Genomic DNA, 15,824 nt, shown 5'->3' with positions numbered 1-15,824 from the left:
CCGCGGGCACTTGAATGAAGGAAAGCGTGACTTTTTAAGAGTAAAAATAAATTACTATGTCCCCTCTTACAAGCATACATTGTGATATGTAAGGGGGGATTTTTCTTGCCTAGATACCGGAGCACTCTTCGCAAGAGAGGGCCTTTGCCTTTTCGGTATGTGCTTCTTCTGTCGTTTGCTTTTTTTATCATATCGACGGTCATCAGCCTTTGGATGATCAACTCCTCAATTAAACCGGTGCTGATGAACATCGGAGAAATGGAAACAAAAAGGGTGGCGACAGAGGTCATTACAGAATCCATTGAAGAATACATGTCTCACAGCGACAATGTGAAAGATATGGTCGATATGAAAACGGATGAAAACGGAAAAGTCACAACGATGGATTTTAATACACAAGTGGTCAACAGCATGAAGGCGAAAGTGACAAAGCAGCTTCAGGCTCATCTGAAGGAAGCGGAGTCGAACAATAAGCAGCATGAAACAGAAAAAGGCGCCAAAACGGCCGATGCAATTATGATTAACATCCCTTTAGGGCAGGTCACGGGAAACAGCATTCTTGGGAATCTCGGGCCGAAAATCCCCGTGCGCTTTAACTTGATCGGCGATGCGTTAACTGACGTGAAAACAAAAATAAAGCCGTACGGCATCAACAATGCCCTGATTGATATCAGTATTTTCGTGGAGATTAAAGTGAAGGTGATTATCCCGTTTGCCAGCAAGACATCAGTCGTGACAAATAATATTCCGGTCTCCATTAAAGCCATTCAAGGAGAGGTGCCTCAGTTTTATAACGGAAGCGGCGGATCAGGTGTGACGCCTTCCGTTCAGCTGCCGAATGAAAAAAAGGAGAAAGACAAATAAAGACACACAGCCGCATTCTCTTCTGGCGGCTGTGTGTTTACTTTTTCCTGCGGATTTCTTTCCGTTCCCATGCCCTTAAATGAGGATACGGGTCAAAAGACCATTCCGCTCTGCCGTTATCTTTATACATCCCGTAGTGAAGATGCGGCGGAAATTTTCCCGCGGTGCCGGGCGGGCCGTAGCCGGAGCTTCCGACAGAACCGATCACCTCACCGGGTTTGACGATCTGGCCTTTATGAATGCCTTTTGCAAAGCCGTTCAGGTGAGCGAAGTAGTGATACGTGTTATTGATATCCCTGATGCCGATTCTCCAGCCGCCGAAGCGGTTCCAGCCTTTCATTTCGACAATCCCGTAGCAGGTCGATCTGACGGGGAGCCCGTAACGAGCGAACAGATCCGTTCCTTCGTGAATCCGGCGCCCGCCGAACCCCCGCGCGGCTCCCCAAGTGCTGCGGTAGCTGTAATCCGTCTTTACGGGAAGCGGAAAGGCGTGCTCTCCGAGGTCAAGGCGGCCGAATGTCTTAAACAGTGTCATGAATTCGGTGATAATGCCGACCGTCTGATCACGGCGGTAATAATTCCAGAGGCCGATGCGGATATGGTCAAGATCCGTTCCGAATCCCGCTAAGTACTGTGCAAATGTATAAAGGATATCCTCATCATTGCTTACCTCGGCTTTTCCGTCACCGTCGCCGTCCAGGCCGATGCCGTCAAATACTTTAATACTGAGGGGCGCATCGTCCTTAGGATTTGGATTTTCAGGCCCGCTCCACAAATGATCCGGAATATAAATGCTGATGATTCCCGCTTTTTCAGGCAGATCCTTTCGGTTCGAGCGGACATTTTCTTCATATTGATCAACCGCCGCAAGCACATACCAAGGAATCTGTGTGACCGCCTCGGCTTTGCGGTACAATTGCATCCGTCCGTCGTAAACAGAAGCCGATTGTTCTTTTCCGCTTGCAGCCGGACAGAAAACGGATAAAAGGAGAAGAGCAGATAACAGAACTTTCACAACATGATCTCCTTTCAGGATTGAATACAAATAGTTTGCGGCAACAATCCGAGAAAATGTAAGTAATTCTCTTCCCTTGTCGAGAAATTTTTCCTATGTTAAAGTGACTTATGAATAGAAATCCGCGAGTTTTATATCCATCGTGAAAGAGAAATTTTTCGCACATAAACATGAATAAAGGGATAATGGAGATGATGGGGAAATGGCAAAGAAAGACGAGCATCTGAGAAAGCCGGAATGGCTCAAAATAAAGCTGAACACGAATGAAAACTATACGGGTCTCAAAAAATTAATGCGTGAAAATAATCTGCATACCGTATGTGAAGAAGCAAAATGCCCGAACATCCATGAATGCTGGGCTGTCAGACGTACGGCGACATTCATGATTCTCGGTTCCGTCTGTACGAGAGCATGCCGCTTCTGCGCTGTCAAAACGGGTCTGCCGACTGAGCTGGATCTGCAGGAGCCGGAACGCGTAGCTGATTCGGTTGCGCTGATGAACTTAAAGCACGCCGTCATCACCGCCGTGGCGCGTGATGATCAGAAAGACGGCGGAGCAGGCGTCTTTGCGGAAACGGTCCGGGCGATCCGCAGAAAAAGCCCGTTCACGACGATTGAAGTGCTGCCATCCGATATGGGCGGAAATTACGACAACCTGAAAACATTAATGGATACCCGTCCTGATATTCTGAACCACAACATTGAAACCGTGCGCCGCCTGACACCGAGAGTCCGCGCCCGTGCAACATATGACCGTTCTTTAGAATTCTTGCGCCGTGCGAAAGAAATGCAGCCTGACATCCCGACGAAATCAAGCATTATGATCGGTCTCGGCGAAACGAAGGAAGAAATTATTGAAGTGATGGACGACCTGCTTGCGAACAAAGTCGACATCATGGCGATCGGCCAATACTTACAGCCATCCAAAAAACATTTAAAAGTTCAAAAATATTATCATCCGGACGAATTTGCCGAACTGAAAGAAATCGCGATGCAAAAAGGCTTCAGCCACTGTGAAGCAGGCCCGCTTGTCCGTTCTTCCTATCACGCGGATGAACAAGTAAACGAAGCGTCTAAAAAACGCCAGGCCCAAGCATAATATAAGCCGAAAAAACCCAAAACACCGCAGGTTTTGGGTTTTTTGTGATGGAGCCGTTTCAGCCGAAAAAAAGTCATTCTTGAATAAGGACCGTCTGAACCGCTAAACTGGATATAAAAGGGAAAAATCTTCTCCGCAATCCGAAGCGTCTCATTTTGCAATTGATGCACAGAAGTCAATGAATTATGATAGTAAAGAGTGATAAAAGAGGTGAAGACATGATTCTTATTCAAAATGCCGAGTTTGAACTCGTACATGATTTTAAAAACGGCTTTAATGAAGAAGCGTTCAAAGCCCGCTATTCGGACATATTAAATAAATATGATTACATTGTGGGGGACTGGGGATACAGTCAGCTGCGGCTCAAAGGCTTCTTTGATGACCAGAATCAAAAAGCAACCTTTGAAACGAAAATCAGCACATTGGACGAATACATTTACGAATACTGCAATTTCGGCTGCGCGTATTTTGTTCTTAAACGAATCAGAAAATAATTGATGCAGAAGGGGATGCTGTCACGTGTATTTTGTTGACAGAAATAATATCGAACAAACACTCCGTTTTTTTGAGAATCAGCTGGCGCTGTTTGACAGCACGCCGGCTTGGCAGAGCGAGATCGAAAAAAGAGCGCTTGAGCGGATCAGCCATCTTATGATCGAATGCATTCTCGATGTCGGAAATGATATGATTGACGGCTTTATCATGCGCGATCCGGGAAGTTATGACGACATCATGGATATTCTGACGGACGAAAAGGTGGTAGCTGAGGAAGAAGGAAATAAGCTGAAGCAATTGATCTCTTCCAGAAAGCAGCTTGTTCAGGAATATCAGCACGCCGATCATCAGGAGCTGTTTACACTGATCTCGTCAACCAGAGACGTGCTGAAAGCCTTTCCGGCCCGCGTAAGAACCTACCTTGAAACAGAGTTAGGCCCTGTTTCCGCATTTAAATAACAACAAGTGAGAAAATCCACAGGAGTGTTGAGTATGAAGGATTATAAAGGATATTTGATTGATTTGGACGGCACAATGTACAACGGGACGGAAAAAATCGAAGAAGCGTGTGAATTCGTGAGAACGCTTAAAGCGCGCGGCATTCCGTATTTATTCGTGACGAACAATTCCTCCCGGACGCCGAAGCAGGTGGCGGACAAGCTGATGAGCTTTGACATTCCGGCCTCTGAAGAACAGGTCTTCACAACAAGCATGGCGACTGCGCAGCATATCGCCCAGCAGAAAAAAGATGCGTCGGTATATGTGATCGGCGAAGAAGGCATCCGCCAGGCCATCGAAGAAAACGGGCTGAGCTTCGGAGAAGAAAACGCGGACTTTGTCGTTGTGGGAATTGACCGCGGCATTACATATGAAAAGTTGGCAACGGGATGTCTGGCGATCAGAAACGGCGCCCGGTTTATTTCAACAAACGGCGACGTCGCCATTCCGACTGAAAGAGGGCTTTTGCCGGGGAACGGCTCACTGACATCCGTTTTGACAGTGTCCACGGGCGTCGAGCCTGTCTTTATCGGCAAGCCTGAATCCATTATTATGGAACAGGCGATGCGTGTGCTCGGAACGGATATTTCCGAAACACTCATGGTCGGCGATAACTATGCAACGGATATTATGGCCGGCATCAATGCGGGCATGGATACGCTGCTCGTTCATACCGGAGTGACAAAGCGTGAGCATATGGCCGGTTACGATCAGAAGCCGACATATGCGATTGACTCTTTAACTGAATGGATTGAACATCTATAAAAAAGGGACGGCCATGACGGCCGTCCTTATTCTGTATTCCTGGCGCTGTGGGCAAGCCGGCTTGAAGCCGCTGCTGCGATTGCGCCGACGATATCATCAAGAAACGTATGGCATTCACCCGTTGATTTATCATTTAAACGCCCGAGAATGCCGGGTTTTTCTTTGTCAATATAACCGTAATTCGTAAAGCCGATCGAGCCGTATATATTCACGATAGAGAAGGCGAGCACCTCGTCAACCCCATACAGGCTTTCATCAATCGCCAAAATGGTCTGAAGCGGTTCAGACAGCTTTTTTTGTTCGGCGAGCACATCTAATTCTATTCCCGTTAAAATCGCGTTTTGCACCTCGCGTTTCGCGATGACGCGGTCCACATTGAGCCTGCATACCTCCATCGTCAAATCAGGATGATATTTTTTCTGAAGGAAATACACAAGCTCGGCAATATCATCCGTCTCAACTCCCCGTTCATGTAAACGCGCTCTGGCGACAGCTTCCACCTGATTCAGTTGTTCCTTTTCTGACATTTGCTTCACCCAATCTTTTTTTACTAGTTTATACAGCATCCTTCCGATGTGTACGATGTTTCTCCTCTTCATTCAAAGGAATACAATATGTATTCATAATTCCGCCGGCGTATGACTACGATGTGAATAGCTCTAATTTTTCAGGCAGGTGATTATGATGAAAAGCATCATTAAAGAAAAATACGGCATCCATGTCAGACAACTTTCCGTTTATCAGAAATACCAATGCTTCCAGACGCCTAATTCCTTCTTTCTTATTATTCCCGTCTCCGGCTTTTCGCAATCAGAGCTGACGGAGCTTTATTACATGAGTCAGTATTTACAAGAACAAAGTGACCCATACGTTTCAGTGTTTATCTTTACGAAGGAAGGAGAACTGACCTTTGAGGACGAAGGCAAAACATATGCACTCTTAAAAGCGCCGATTCCCGTCTCAAACCGGTCGTTTTCTGTCGGAGGGGAGCTTGCTGAATTCCACAGAAAAGGGCGGGGTTTTCCTTATGAAGTGAAAGAAGCGGGCAGAATCGGCCAATGGAAAGACTTATGGGGAAAACGGGTGGATCAGCTGGAATCATTTTGGATGCAGAAAATTCATATGTCTCCGCTTGAACCGTTCGAAAAGAAAATGATCGAAGCATTTCCTTATTATTCAGGCTTAGCGGAAAATGCCATTCAATATTTAGTGGATACGGAGCTGGATGACAATCCCGGCGCGGAAGACTCGGGGACGATCTGCCATCAGCGGATGGAGCGGGATACCTGGTCGGCTGATTCATTGATCCGCATTCCGGGCGATTGGGTATTCGACCATGCCGCCCGTGATATTGCGGAATATATGCGCAGCACGTATTTGTATCATCGTGACGACTTGCTCAATGACGGGTTTTTATTTTTGCAGGAATATGAGCAAGTTACGCCGTTATCCTCCTTTTCCAAACGCCTGTTTTACAGCCGCCTGCTGTTTCCGCTCCATTTTTTCGAGACGGTGGAGAGCTATTACATCTCCGATGAGTCTGAAAAGCATTTTTATGAAGAGCAGCTGGACTACATTCTTGCCGACTGCACCCGTTATGAACAGTTTTTGCAGACATGTCACGACATGCTGAATGTCAGAGCGGCGCAGGTTTTTGTCCCGCCTGTCGCCTGGCTCGGAAAAGGAAGCATTTCGTAAGAAAATATAACGCAAAAATATTTAGAAAATAGAGAATCTTGTCATATCAGTGTGTTAAGCGTTTTCATGACCGCGAAATCAATATTCAGCCGCTTGTCAAAACAAAAGCGGGCTTATATAATATTTGTAACTTAAATGTCTGTGAAGGGTTAACAATTGTCCTTTTCAAGTGGACAAAAGGAAGAAAGGTGGAGTTTCTCTTTGGAAGCAATTCGTATTGGACTGTTAGGACTGGGAACCGTGGGAAGCGGTGTCGTCAAAATTATACAAGATCATCAGGATAAGCTTATGCACCAGGTCGGCTGTCCGGTGACGATCAAAAAAGTGCTAGTTAAAGATATTGATAAAAAACGAGACGCAGACCTGCCGAAAGAAGTGCTGACGACGGAAGTCTATGATGTGATCGATGACCCTGAGGTCGATGTGATTATTGAAGTCATCGGCGGTGTCGAACAGACGAAGCAATACTTGCTCGACGCCTTGAAAGCGAAAAAACATGTCGTGACAGCAAATAAAGATCTGATCGCTGTGTACGGCTCAGAGCTTTTAGCCGCCGCAAAGGAAAATGGCTGTGACTTGTATTATGAAGCGAGTGTCGCCGGCGGAATTCCGATTTTACGTACACTCGAAGACGGGCTTTCCTCTGACCGGATTACAAAAATGATGGGAATCGTCAATGGAACGACGAACTTCATCTTAACGAAAATGATTAAAGAAAAAAGCCCGTATGAAGAAGTGCTGAAGGAAGCGCAGGATCTCGGATTCGCGGAAGCGGACCCGACCGCCGATGTAGAAGGACTCGATGCCGCACGCAAGATGGCGATTTTAGCCCGTCTCGGTTTCTCTATGAATGTCGACTTGGACGATGTCAAAGTAAAAGGGATTTCCCGCATTACGGATGAAGACATCAGCTTCAGCAAACGGCTCGGCTACACAATGAAGCTGATCGGCATCGCCCAGCGTGATGACAATAAAATCGAGGTCAGCGTTCAGCCGACACTGCTCCCTGATCATCATCCGCTCGCTGCGGTGCATAACGAGTTTAATGCCGTTTACGTATACGGAGAAGCTGTTGGAGAAACGATGTTTTACGGCCCTGGCGCCGGAAGCATGCCGACTGCGACATCAGTCGTTTCCGATCTGGTCGCGGTTATGAAAAACATGCGTCTCGGCGTAAACGGAAACAGCTTTGTCGCCCCGCAGTATGAAAGAAATCTGAAGCAGCCGTCAGATATCTACGCCCAACAGTTTTTAAGAATTCACGTCAAAGACCAGGTCGGCTCTTTTTCAATAATCACATCCGCCTTTTCAGAGCGCGGCGTAAGCTTTGAAAAAATTCTGCAGCTGCCGATCAAAGGCCGCGATGATCTTGCGGAAATCGTGATTGTCACGCATCATACATCAGAAGAAGATTTCAGCGACATTCTGCAAAACTTAAATGATCTCGAAGTCGTACAGGAAGTAAAAAGCACATATCGCGTAGAAGGGAACGGTTGGAGCTAATGTGGAAAGGACTCATCCATCAATATAAAGAATTTCTGCCGGTGACGGAACAAACGCCGGCCCTGACATTGCATGAAGGAAATACGCCGCTGATTCATCTTCCGAAGCTTTCCGAAAAGCTCGGAATTGAGCTGCATGTGAAAACGGAAGGCATTAATCCGACGGGATCTTTTAAAGATCGCGGCATGGTCATGGCGGTCGCCAAAGCGAAAGAAGAAGGCAATGATACGATCATGTGCGCTTCAACAGGCAACACATCCGCGGCGGCTGCGGCATACGCCGCGAGAGCAGGCATGAAATGCATTGTCATCATTCCGGACGGAAAAATCGCCTTCGGAAAGCTTGCGCAGGCTGTCATGTACGGAGCGGAAATCATCGCGATCGACGGAAACTTTGACGACGCGCTGGCCATCGTCCGGTCGATTTGTGAAAAATCTCCGATTGCATTAGTGAATTCGGTAAACCCTTACCGGATTGAAGGGCAGAAAACAGCGGCCTTTGAAGTATGCGAACAGCTCGGCGGAGCGCCGGACATTCTGGCGATCCCGGTAGGAAACGCCGGGAATATTACGGCCTACTGGAAAGGGTTCAAAGAATACCATGAGAAAAACGGCACCGGACTTCCGAAGATGCGCGGTTTTGAGGCGGAAGGTTCTGCAGCCATCGTTCGCGGCGAGGTCATTAAAAATCCCGAAACCGTTGCGACGGCAATCCGGATCGGGAACCCTGCCAGCTGGGACAAAGCCGTGCTTGCAGCGGAAGAATCAGCCGGAAAAATTGATGAAGTCACAGATGGAGAAATCCTTCACGCTTATCAGCTGATTGCCCGTGAAGAAGGCGTATTTGCAGAGCCGGGCTCCTGTGCATCCATCGCCGGCGTTTTAAAACAGGTGAAATCCGGTGAAATTCCAAAAGGAAGCAAGGTTGTCGCAGTCTTGACCGGAAACGGCCTGAAAGATCCGAACACGGCTGTAGACGTATCTGAGATAAAACCGATCACGCTGCCGACAGATGAAGACAGTATTCTCGAATACTTAAATGGAGCGGCGCGTGTATGAATGAGGCGGAGATGCTGTTTTCCATTACGGTTCCGGGAAGCACCGCCAACTTAGGACCGGGCTTTGATTCCGTCGGGATGGCGCTCAGCAGATATTTGAAGCTTTCGGTTTTCCGAAATGATGAATGGACGTTTTCGGCGGAGACGGAAACTGTCGCGGGCATCCCTCAAGGAACGGACAACCTCATCTATCAAGTCGCCAAACGGACGGCTGACCGCTATCAGAAAGAGCTGCCGCCCGCGCATGTCAAGGTGTGGAGTGACATCCCCCTTGCGCGGGGCCTCGGCAGCAGCGCAGCCGCTATCGTCGCCGCCATTGAGCTTGCCGATGAGTTATGCGGCCTGCAGCTGCCGGAAAGCGACAAGCTGCACTTAGCCAGTCTTGAAGAGGGGCACCCTGATAATGCCGCCGCTTCTCTCGCAGGAGGGCTTGTGATCGGCCTTCATGAAGAAGATGAAACACATATCGTGCGTACAGCCGAAGCGGATATCGACGTTGTTGCGGTTATTCCGTTTTACGAAGTTCTGACCAGGGACGCAAGAGACGTCCTCCCGAAAGAACTGCCGTACCGCGGCGCCGTTAAAGCAAGCGCCGTCAGCAACCTTCTTGTTGCTGCGATCATGTCAAATGACTGGGCGCTCGCGGGGAAAATGATGAGAAAAGATATGCTGCATCAGCCGTACCGCGCCATGCTTGTTCCTGAGCTTTCGAAGGTGGAGCATGCGGCAGAAATGAAAGGCGCTTATGGGACGGCGCTGAGCGGAGCGGGCCCGACGATTCTTGTCCTGACTGCAAAAGGAAAAGGAGAAGAGATGAGAAGCCACCTTTCTCAGCATTTTCCGCACTGTGAGATTGCGTCGCTTACCGTCCCGTCAGAAGGAAGCGTAATCGAACGGAATCCTTTAAAGCAAATGAAAAGTGTATAATGGTAAAAAGCGTTCTTCCCATCAGAGAAGGACGCTTTCTTTTTCTGGAGAAGGATTTTTATTTAGGGAAGCGAAATAAAAGAGAAAAGGAGGAGAAGCGATTGAAAAAACTTATAACCGAGGAGGACATTGCGTCTCTCGTATCCGTGACAGATCCCCAATACGCCCCTGACGGCAGACGGGCCGCATACGTCCGGACAACTGTCAATGATAAACGGGACTCTTATTCCTCAGCCATTATGGTGTACGACACAGAATCGGGCGCCTCAAAACCGTGGACATTCGGAAGCGGTAAAAATACAAGCCCGCGGTGGTCGCCTGACGGACGGCGCCTTGCTTTTATTTCTGACAGGGAGGATGGCGTCCCTCAGCTGTACATCGTAGACACTGCCGGGGGAGAGGCGGAAAAGGCGTCTGATATCCCTTGGGGCGTGACAGATCCGATATGGGCTCCCGACGGCAGATCCGTGCTTGTGTCCGTCAGTCTGACATCAGCGGAGCGCGCCGATGAGAAAGAAAAAAAGAAGCATGACGAATATGAGCCAATCGACATTCAGTCATTAACATATAAACGTGACGGGAAGGGCCTGCTCAATGGCAGCCGGACACAGCTTGTGCTGATTCATCTTGAAACGGGGGAGATTCAGCAGCTGACAGACCATGAAGCGGATCATGATGACGCGGCATTTTCACCGGATGGCAAGCAGATTGCGTTTACCGCCAATTTATGCGATCCCGGTGACGCCGGAAAGCCGAGCGATGTCTACCTGATGAATCTGGCAGACGGCGATCTCAAACAGATTACCCCGCACAGCGGTTCTTTCGGCTCCTGCGTGTTTTCACCGGATGGTTCTTATATCGCGATGCTGGGCCATGAGAATGAATTTCGCAACGCGACCTTAGAAAAAGCGTGGCTGTACGATGTGAAAAATGAGCGGCTGTCCTGCTTAACCGACATGCTGGATGTTCATTTGAGCGATGCGCTTATTGCCGATTCTCTCATAGGAGGAGTGACGCCCCGGCCGGTTTGGACAAATGACGGGCAGGGATTTTACGTCCTCGGGAGCGAGCAGGGAAGCACCGGCATTTATTATATCTCGATTGACGGCCTCGTATATCCGATTCGATTAGAAGAAGAGTATGTGAACGGTTTTGCTTTTCATCCCGATCAGAAAAGCTGTATCGCCGTAATTGCCAAACCTGCCCGGCCTTCTGAGCTTTACAGCATTTCATTTGAAAACGGTAAAGAGAAGCAATTGACAGACAACAATGATTGTTTTACAGAGGACCGCATCATATCCGTGCCGGAGAAGCTGCAATATGAAACGAAAGACGGACTGACGGTGCACGGCTGGTTTTTAAAGCCCGCGGCTTTTGAAGAAGATCAAACTTATCCCCTCATTCTATACATACACGGCGGGCCTCACATGATGTACGGGCATACGTATTTTCATGAATTCCAAGTGCTGGCCGCGCAAGGATATGCTGTCGTCTATGTCAACCCGAGGGGAAGCCACGGCTATGGACAGGATTTCGTCAATCGTGTCAGAGGCGATTACGGAGGCGGAGATTATCGTGATGTCATGCAGGCGGTGGATGAAGCCATTCAGGCGTATCCGTTTATTGACAGCAGCCGTCTCGGCGTGACGGGCGGAAGCTACGGAGGGTTTATGACAAATTGGATTGTCGGGCAGACCGGCCGTTTTAAAGCAGCCGTCACGCAGCGCTCCATTTCAAATTGGTTCAGTTTCCACGGTGTCAGCGATATCGGCTTCTTTTTTACCGACTGGCAGCTTGGCCATGATCTGTTTGAGGAAGCGGATAAGCTTTGGGACCGTTCACCTGTAAAATATGCGTCCCGCGTTTCAACGCCGCTTCTCATCCTGCACGGCGAGCGTGATGACCGCTGTCCGATAGAACAGGCTGAGCAGCTCTTTATCGCGTTGAAGAAGCTGAACAAAGCGACGGCGTTCATCCGATTTCCGAAGGCCACACATGAGCTGTCGAGAAGCGGCCATCCGGAACAGCGGATCAAGCGCATCCGTTATATTTATTCATGGTTTAATGACTATCTCCAAAAATAAAATAAAAAACCAGGCTGTCATCAGCCTGGTTTTGTTATTAAAATACTTGTTCTACTTCAACGACACCCGGCACTTCTTCAAGAAGGGCGCGTTCGATTCCGGCTTTCAGCGTAATCGTTGAACTTGGGCAGCTGCCGCATGCGCCAAGGAGACGAAGCTTTACAATGCCTTCGTCAACGTCGACAAGCTCACAGTCACCGCCGTCACGAAGCAGAAACGGGCGTAATTTATCCAATACTTCCTGTACTTGCTCTTTCATTTCAACCTCAGTCATGAGATTCGCTCCTTTCATATGCATAAAACCATTATATTCACAGTAACGGTAAAAATCTAATGTTTGGTTTGCAATGCTGCTTTCTTCATTATAGCATATTTAAACTTGAACATAAAAACCGTTTTTTATACAAAAGCTGCCCCGTCCTTTGTATACTGGTGGAAAGGGGATGATAAACATGACAAAGCCGGTGACGCTCAGTGTTTACGGCGCTGAAACGCTCTGCGCAAGCTGCGTAAATATGCCGAGCGCCAAAGATACGTTTGAATGGCTGGAGGCGGCGCTGAAACGGAAATATCCGGAGCAGCCTTTTAACATGCAGTATATTGATATTGACACACCGCCTCAGCAAAAAGAGACAAAAGAGCTTGCGGAGCGAATCAGAAACGATGAATTTTTCTATCCGCTTGTGCTGGTGGAAGATGTGATTGTAGGAGAAGGGAATCCGCATTTAAAAGATATATATGAAGAAATGGAAAAGCGCGGCTATGTAGCGGGCTCATAAAAACGGCCGCTGATCGCAATCAGCGGCTTTTCCATTATCAGCCGTTATGATGCTTGTACATCCATAAAAGGCCTGATTTTAACAGGCGCGGCACACGCCCGATCAGCGGACGGTCGTTGACAAGACCGAAACCCGCTTTTTTTCCGAGTGAGCCGAGGACACCTTTCAGCTTAAATTGCGGCATTGTTTCCGGCAGCTCTTCATTGTTCCAGCGTTTCAAAAGAACCTGCACAATTTGCTCCGCCTGCGCTTCAGCAAGCTGAGCGCTCGGCGCATGAGGAAGGCTTGCGCAATCACCGACGACGTAAACATGCTCATCGCCCGGAAGGTTATGGTGCGGTGTCAAAACGATGCGGCCTTGCGGATCTTTTTCAGCGTCCAGTTCTCTGACGGCTCTATTCGGCTGAATTCCCGCCGTCCACACGATGGCATCGGCCGGTATTGCTTCGTCATGATTATAAACGATACCGTCTTCCACTTTTGTAATATTCGCATTATTGATAATGGTGACGCCGTGCTCTTCAAACCATTTTTGAACGTATTTGCTGAGCCTTTTCGGAAAGCTTGATAAAATCAGATCGCCCCGGTCAAATAATATAATCTTCAGATCGTCACGGCTCTCTCTTAATTCACTGGCAAGCTCCACGCCGCTTAATCCCGCTCCGACGATAGCGACAGATGCATTGGCGCCGAGGTTGTTCAGCTTTTGATAGGCTTCGCGTGACTGGTCAATGGTTTGAATGCTGTAAGTATGTTCCGGCGCGCCGGGCACGTTATGATACTTATCCTCGCAGCCCAGTCCGATCACCGCGTCATCGTAAGAAATCGGTTCGCGGTCATGAAACAGAACTTGTTTGTTTTTCGTGTCGATGGAAGCCACCTCACCGTATTGAACATCCAGATTCGGATGCTCTGGAAAGGACACTCTGATATGATGATCAGAAATCGTGCCGGCGGCGAGCGCATAATATTCTGTTTTTAAGCAGTGATACGGGTTTCTGTCAATCAGCGTGATGGATGTATCTGACGGAAGCTGGTTCGGCAATAAACGGTGCAGCACCCGCATGTTCCCGTAACCCCCGCCGATCAAGACCAATTTTTTCATAATGATTCCCCTTTTGCCCGAAAAATATGGTAGTCAATGTTGTTACAAAATAACGAACTATGTAAAATAACATCTAGAATTATATCGAATTTGATCTAAAACCACAATAATAGTTTTAAAATAACCTACAAATTGACCAGAAAACGCTTAATAGTAAAACCTTTAACCTGAATTAATATGTTACGATAACATTGAGTGTGAAACCGGATCTTTGACGAATAGAGGGAATTCCGTTAGGATAAGGTACATATGTGAGGTGAAACCGCATGAATCCGATGATTGAATTCTGTGTCAGCAATTTAGCGCGCGGTTCCCAGGAAGCACTTGAGATCTTAGAGAAGGATCCGAACTTGGACGTGCTTGAATACGGCTGTTTAAGCTATTGCGGGAAATGCATGGAGTCCCTGTTCGCCTTGGTTAACGGCGAAGTGGTCACGGGAGGCACGCCTGCTGAATTGGTTGACAACATATATACATTCATAGAAGAAAATCCGATGTTTTAATCAGAGGCTCCGAACGGGCCTCTTTTTTTATGCGCCCCGGGATTTGGCAAAATAAAAAATTTGTAGACAGCAAAAATAAATATTGTTATCTTAATAAAGACTTTTTTTAAATAAAATTTTAGAGGTGGATTCATTGAATATCGTTTGGGGGCTGCTTGGGGCAGTTGCTATATTAGCCATTGCTTTTTTGTTATCAGAGAAGAAAAGCAAAATTAAACTGCGAACCGTCATTGTCGGTTTATGTTTACAAATGGCCTTCGGATTCATCGTATTAAAGTGGGACGCCGGCCGGGCCGTATTTTTATGGTTCTCAAGCCGTGTGCAGCTTCTCATTGATTATGCGAACGAAGGCATCAGCTTTATTTTTGGCCCGCTGTTAAAAGTGGGCAGCAGCCCGGCTTTCGCGCTGAGTGTTCTGCCGGTCATTATCTTTTTCTCAGCGCTGATTGCCGTTTTGTATCACCTGAAAATCATGCAGCTTATTTTTCGCGTCATCGGAGGCGGACTGTCAAAGCTTCTTGGGACAAGCAGAACAGAATCGCTTGCGGCGGCTGCGAATATTTTTGTCGGACAGTCTGAATCACCGCTTGCCATTAAACCGCTGATTGCGGGATTGACCCGTTCCGAGCTGTTTACGATTATGACGAGCGGCCTTTCGGCTGTAGCGGGTTCGACGCTTTTCGGATACGCCCTGTTAGGCATTCCGATCGAGTACTTGCTGGCGGCCAGCTTCATGGCGGCTCCTGCCGGTCTCGTGTTCGGAAAAATATTAATACCGGAAACAGAAAAAACGCAGACGGTTAAAGGTGACTTTAATATGGACGAAGAAGGCGAAGGCGCCGCTAATGTGATCGATGCCGCGGCAAAAGGCGCGTCCACCGGCCTTCAAATTGCGCTAAACGTCGGCGCCATGCTGCTTGCGTTTGTCGCGCTCATCGCCGTAGTGAACGGAATTCTCGGCGGAATCGGCGGCTGGTTCGGTTTCAAACATATTACATTAGAATCCATTCTCGGTTACGTGTTTTCACCGATCGCATTTGTTATCGGAGTTCCTTGGCATGAAGCGCTCGGAGCGGGAAGCTATATCGGACAAAAGCTTGTGCTGAATGAGTTTGTCGCTTATTCCAACTTCGGTCCACATATTGCGGACTTTTCTAAAAAAACGTCTACGATTATCAGCTTTGCGCTGTGCGGATTCGCCAACTTCTCTTCCATTGCGATCATGCTCGGCACATTGGGCGGTTTGGCCCCAAGCCGCCGTTCGGACATCGCGCGCCTCGGGTTAAGAGCGGTTATTGCGGGAACACTCGCTAACCTTCTCAGCGCGGCGATTGCCGGTATGTTTATTTAGTAAACGATAAAAGCTCCCTGCATATGCAGGGAGCTTTTATGTATGAAAAACGGGGGATATTTGTATTGTGTCCGAGGGGAA

Annotated in this window: 17 protein-coding genes; 13 read left to right on the top strand and 4 right to left on the bottom strand. The window is 48.1% G+C overall.

The annotated features are described in order from the left end of the window. The first annotated feature begins 105 nt into the window (after positions 1-105). Positions 106-864, top strand: a complete 759-nt coding sequence (gene yunB, locus AADZ70_RS10805; protein WP_076982791.1) for a sporulation protein YunB — start codon at positions 106-108, stop codon at positions 862-864. Positions 865-901: 37 nt separating this feature from the next. On the opposite strand, the gene lytH is transcribed toward yunB, so the two are convergent. Continuing rightward, on the bottom strand, positions 902-1,879 hold the full coding sequence (lytH, locus tag AADZ70_RS10800) for an L-Ala--D-Glu endopeptidase (protein ID WP_342007022.1): 978 nt from the start codon (positions 1,877-1,879) through the stop codon (positions 902-904). A 202-nt stretch (positions 1,880-2,081) separates the two neighbouring features. On the opposite strand from lytH, the gene lipA reads away from it, so the two are divergent. The 4 genes from lipA (at position 2,082) to AADZ70_RS10780 (ending at position 4,736) form a co-directional block, all read left to right on the top strand. Further along, positions 2,082-2,978 carry a lipoyl synthase gene (gene lipA, locus AADZ70_RS10795; RefSeq protein ID WP_342007021.1) on the top strand — a complete coding sequence of 299 codons (897 nt, stop codon included), beginning with the start codon at positions 2,082-2,084 and terminating at the stop codon, positions 2,976-2,978. Positions 2,979-3,196: 218 nt separating this feature from the next. Beyond that, entirely contained in the window at positions 3,197-3,472 is a 276-nt protein-coding gene (locus AADZ70_RS10790; protein WP_003151928.1) for a YutD family protein, read from the top strand. A 25-nt stretch (positions 3,473-3,497) separates the two neighbouring features. After that, a complete protein-coding gene (locus AADZ70_RS10785; protein ID WP_342007020.1) occupies positions 3,498-3,932 on the top strand; it encodes a DUF86 domain-containing protein in 435 nt (144 codons plus the stop codon). Positions 3,933-3,965: 33 nt separating this feature from the next. Further along, the gene (locus AADZ70_RS10780; protein ID WP_013353455.1) at positions 3,966-4,736 is read left to right on the top strand and encodes a TIGR01457 family HAD-type hydrolase; all 771 of its coding nucleotides are present in this window, start codon (positions 3,966-3,968) and stop codon (positions 4,734-4,736) included. A gap of 26 nt (positions 4,737-4,762) precedes the next feature. Here AADZ70_RS10780 and AADZ70_RS10775 read toward each other — a convergent pair whose 3' ends face one another. After that, entirely contained in the window at positions 4,763-5,263 is a 501-nt protein-coding gene (locus AADZ70_RS10775; RefSeq protein WP_342007019.1) for a phosphatidylglycerophosphatase A, read from the bottom strand. 154 nt (positions 5,264-5,417) lie between these two features. Here AADZ70_RS10775 and yutH point away from each other — a divergent pair, with 154 nt between their 5' ends. The 5 genes from yutH to AADZ70_RS10750 all read left to right on the top strand — a co-directional run bounded on the left by yutH (position 5,418) and on the right by AADZ70_RS10750 (position 12,005). Next, positions 5,418-6,434: a spore coat putative kinase YutH gene (yutH, locus tag AADZ70_RS10770; RefSeq protein WP_155816742.1), complete on the top strand. Its 1,017-nt coding sequence runs from the start codon at positions 5,418-5,420 to the stop codon at positions 6,432-6,434. A gap of 201 nt (positions 6,435-6,635) precedes the next feature. Further along, positions 6,636-7,937 carry a homoserine dehydrogenase gene (locus AADZ70_RS10765; RefSeq protein WP_016938065.1) on the top strand — a complete coding sequence of 434 codons (1,302 nt, stop codon included), beginning with the start codon at positions 6,636-6,638 and terminating at the stop codon, positions 7,935-7,937. Then, a complete protein-coding gene (gene thrC / locus AADZ70_RS10760) occupies positions 7,937-8,995 on the top strand; it encodes a threonine synthase (protein WP_045926048.1) in 1,059 nt (352 codons plus the stop codon). Before AADZ70_RS10765 ends, thrC begins: the two co-directional genes overlap by 1 nt. Then, positions 8,992-9,921: a homoserine kinase gene (gene thrB, locus AADZ70_RS10755; protein WP_016938067.1), complete on the top strand. Its 930-nt coding sequence runs from the start codon at positions 8,992-8,994 to the stop codon at positions 9,919-9,921. Before thrC ends, thrB begins: the two co-directional genes overlap by 4 nt. A 101-nt stretch (positions 9,922-10,022) precedes the next feature. Beyond that, positions 10,023-12,005: a S9 family peptidase gene (locus tag AADZ70_RS10750; RefSeq protein ID WP_342007018.1), complete on the top strand. Its 1,983-nt coding sequence runs from the start codon at positions 10,023-10,025 to the stop codon at positions 12,003-12,005. A gap of 37 nt (positions 12,006-12,042) precedes the next feature. Here the strand turns inward: AADZ70_RS10750 and AADZ70_RS10745 are convergent, their stop codons facing one another. Next, on the bottom strand, positions 12,043-12,378 hold the full coding sequence (locus AADZ70_RS10745; protein WP_173363134.1) for a NifU family protein: 336 nt from the start codon (positions 12,376-12,378) through the stop codon (positions 12,043-12,045). 79 nt (positions 12,379-12,457) lie between these two features. Between AADZ70_RS10745 and AADZ70_RS10740 the strand changes: the two genes are divergently transcribed. After that, on the top strand, positions 12,458-12,784 hold the full coding sequence (locus AADZ70_RS10740) for a YuzD family protein (RefSeq protein ID WP_045926049.1): 327 nt from the start codon (positions 12,458-12,460) through the stop codon (positions 12,782-12,784). A 37-nt stretch (positions 12,785-12,821) separates the two neighbouring features. Here AADZ70_RS10740 and AADZ70_RS10735 read toward each other — a convergent pair whose 3' ends face one another. Next, positions 12,822-13,889, bottom strand: a complete 1,068-nt coding sequence (locus AADZ70_RS10735) for an NAD(P)/FAD-dependent oxidoreductase (RefSeq protein WP_060964386.1) — start codon at positions 13,887-13,889, stop codon at positions 12,822-12,824. A gap of 266 nt (positions 13,890-14,155) precedes the next feature. On the opposite strand from AADZ70_RS10735, the gene AADZ70_RS10730 reads away from it, so the two are divergent. Both AADZ70_RS10730 and AADZ70_RS10725 read left to right on the top strand, forming a co-directional pair. After that, positions 14,156-14,392 (top strand): YuzB family protein, encoded by a 237-nt coding sequence (locus AADZ70_RS10730; RefSeq protein ID WP_007408721.1) that lies wholly within the window; start codon positions 14,156-14,158, stop codon positions 14,390-14,392. Between the two features lie 133 nt (positions 14,393-14,525). Further along, positions 14,526-15,743: a NupC/NupG family nucleoside CNT transporter gene (locus AADZ70_RS10725; protein WP_016938070.1), complete on the top strand. Its 1,218-nt coding sequence runs from the start codon at positions 14,526-14,528 to the stop codon at positions 15,741-15,743. Positions 15,744-15,824: the final 81 nt, after the last annotated feature.

It is taken from the genome of Bacillus sp. YBsi01, from assembly GCF_038406745.1.
Taxonomy (GTDB): Bacteria; Bacillota; Bacilli; order Bacillales; family Bacillaceae; genus Bacillus; species Bacillus siamensis.
Note: the sequence above shows the minus strand (reverse complement) of the source record. Positions and strands in the feature narration are given on the sequence as shown.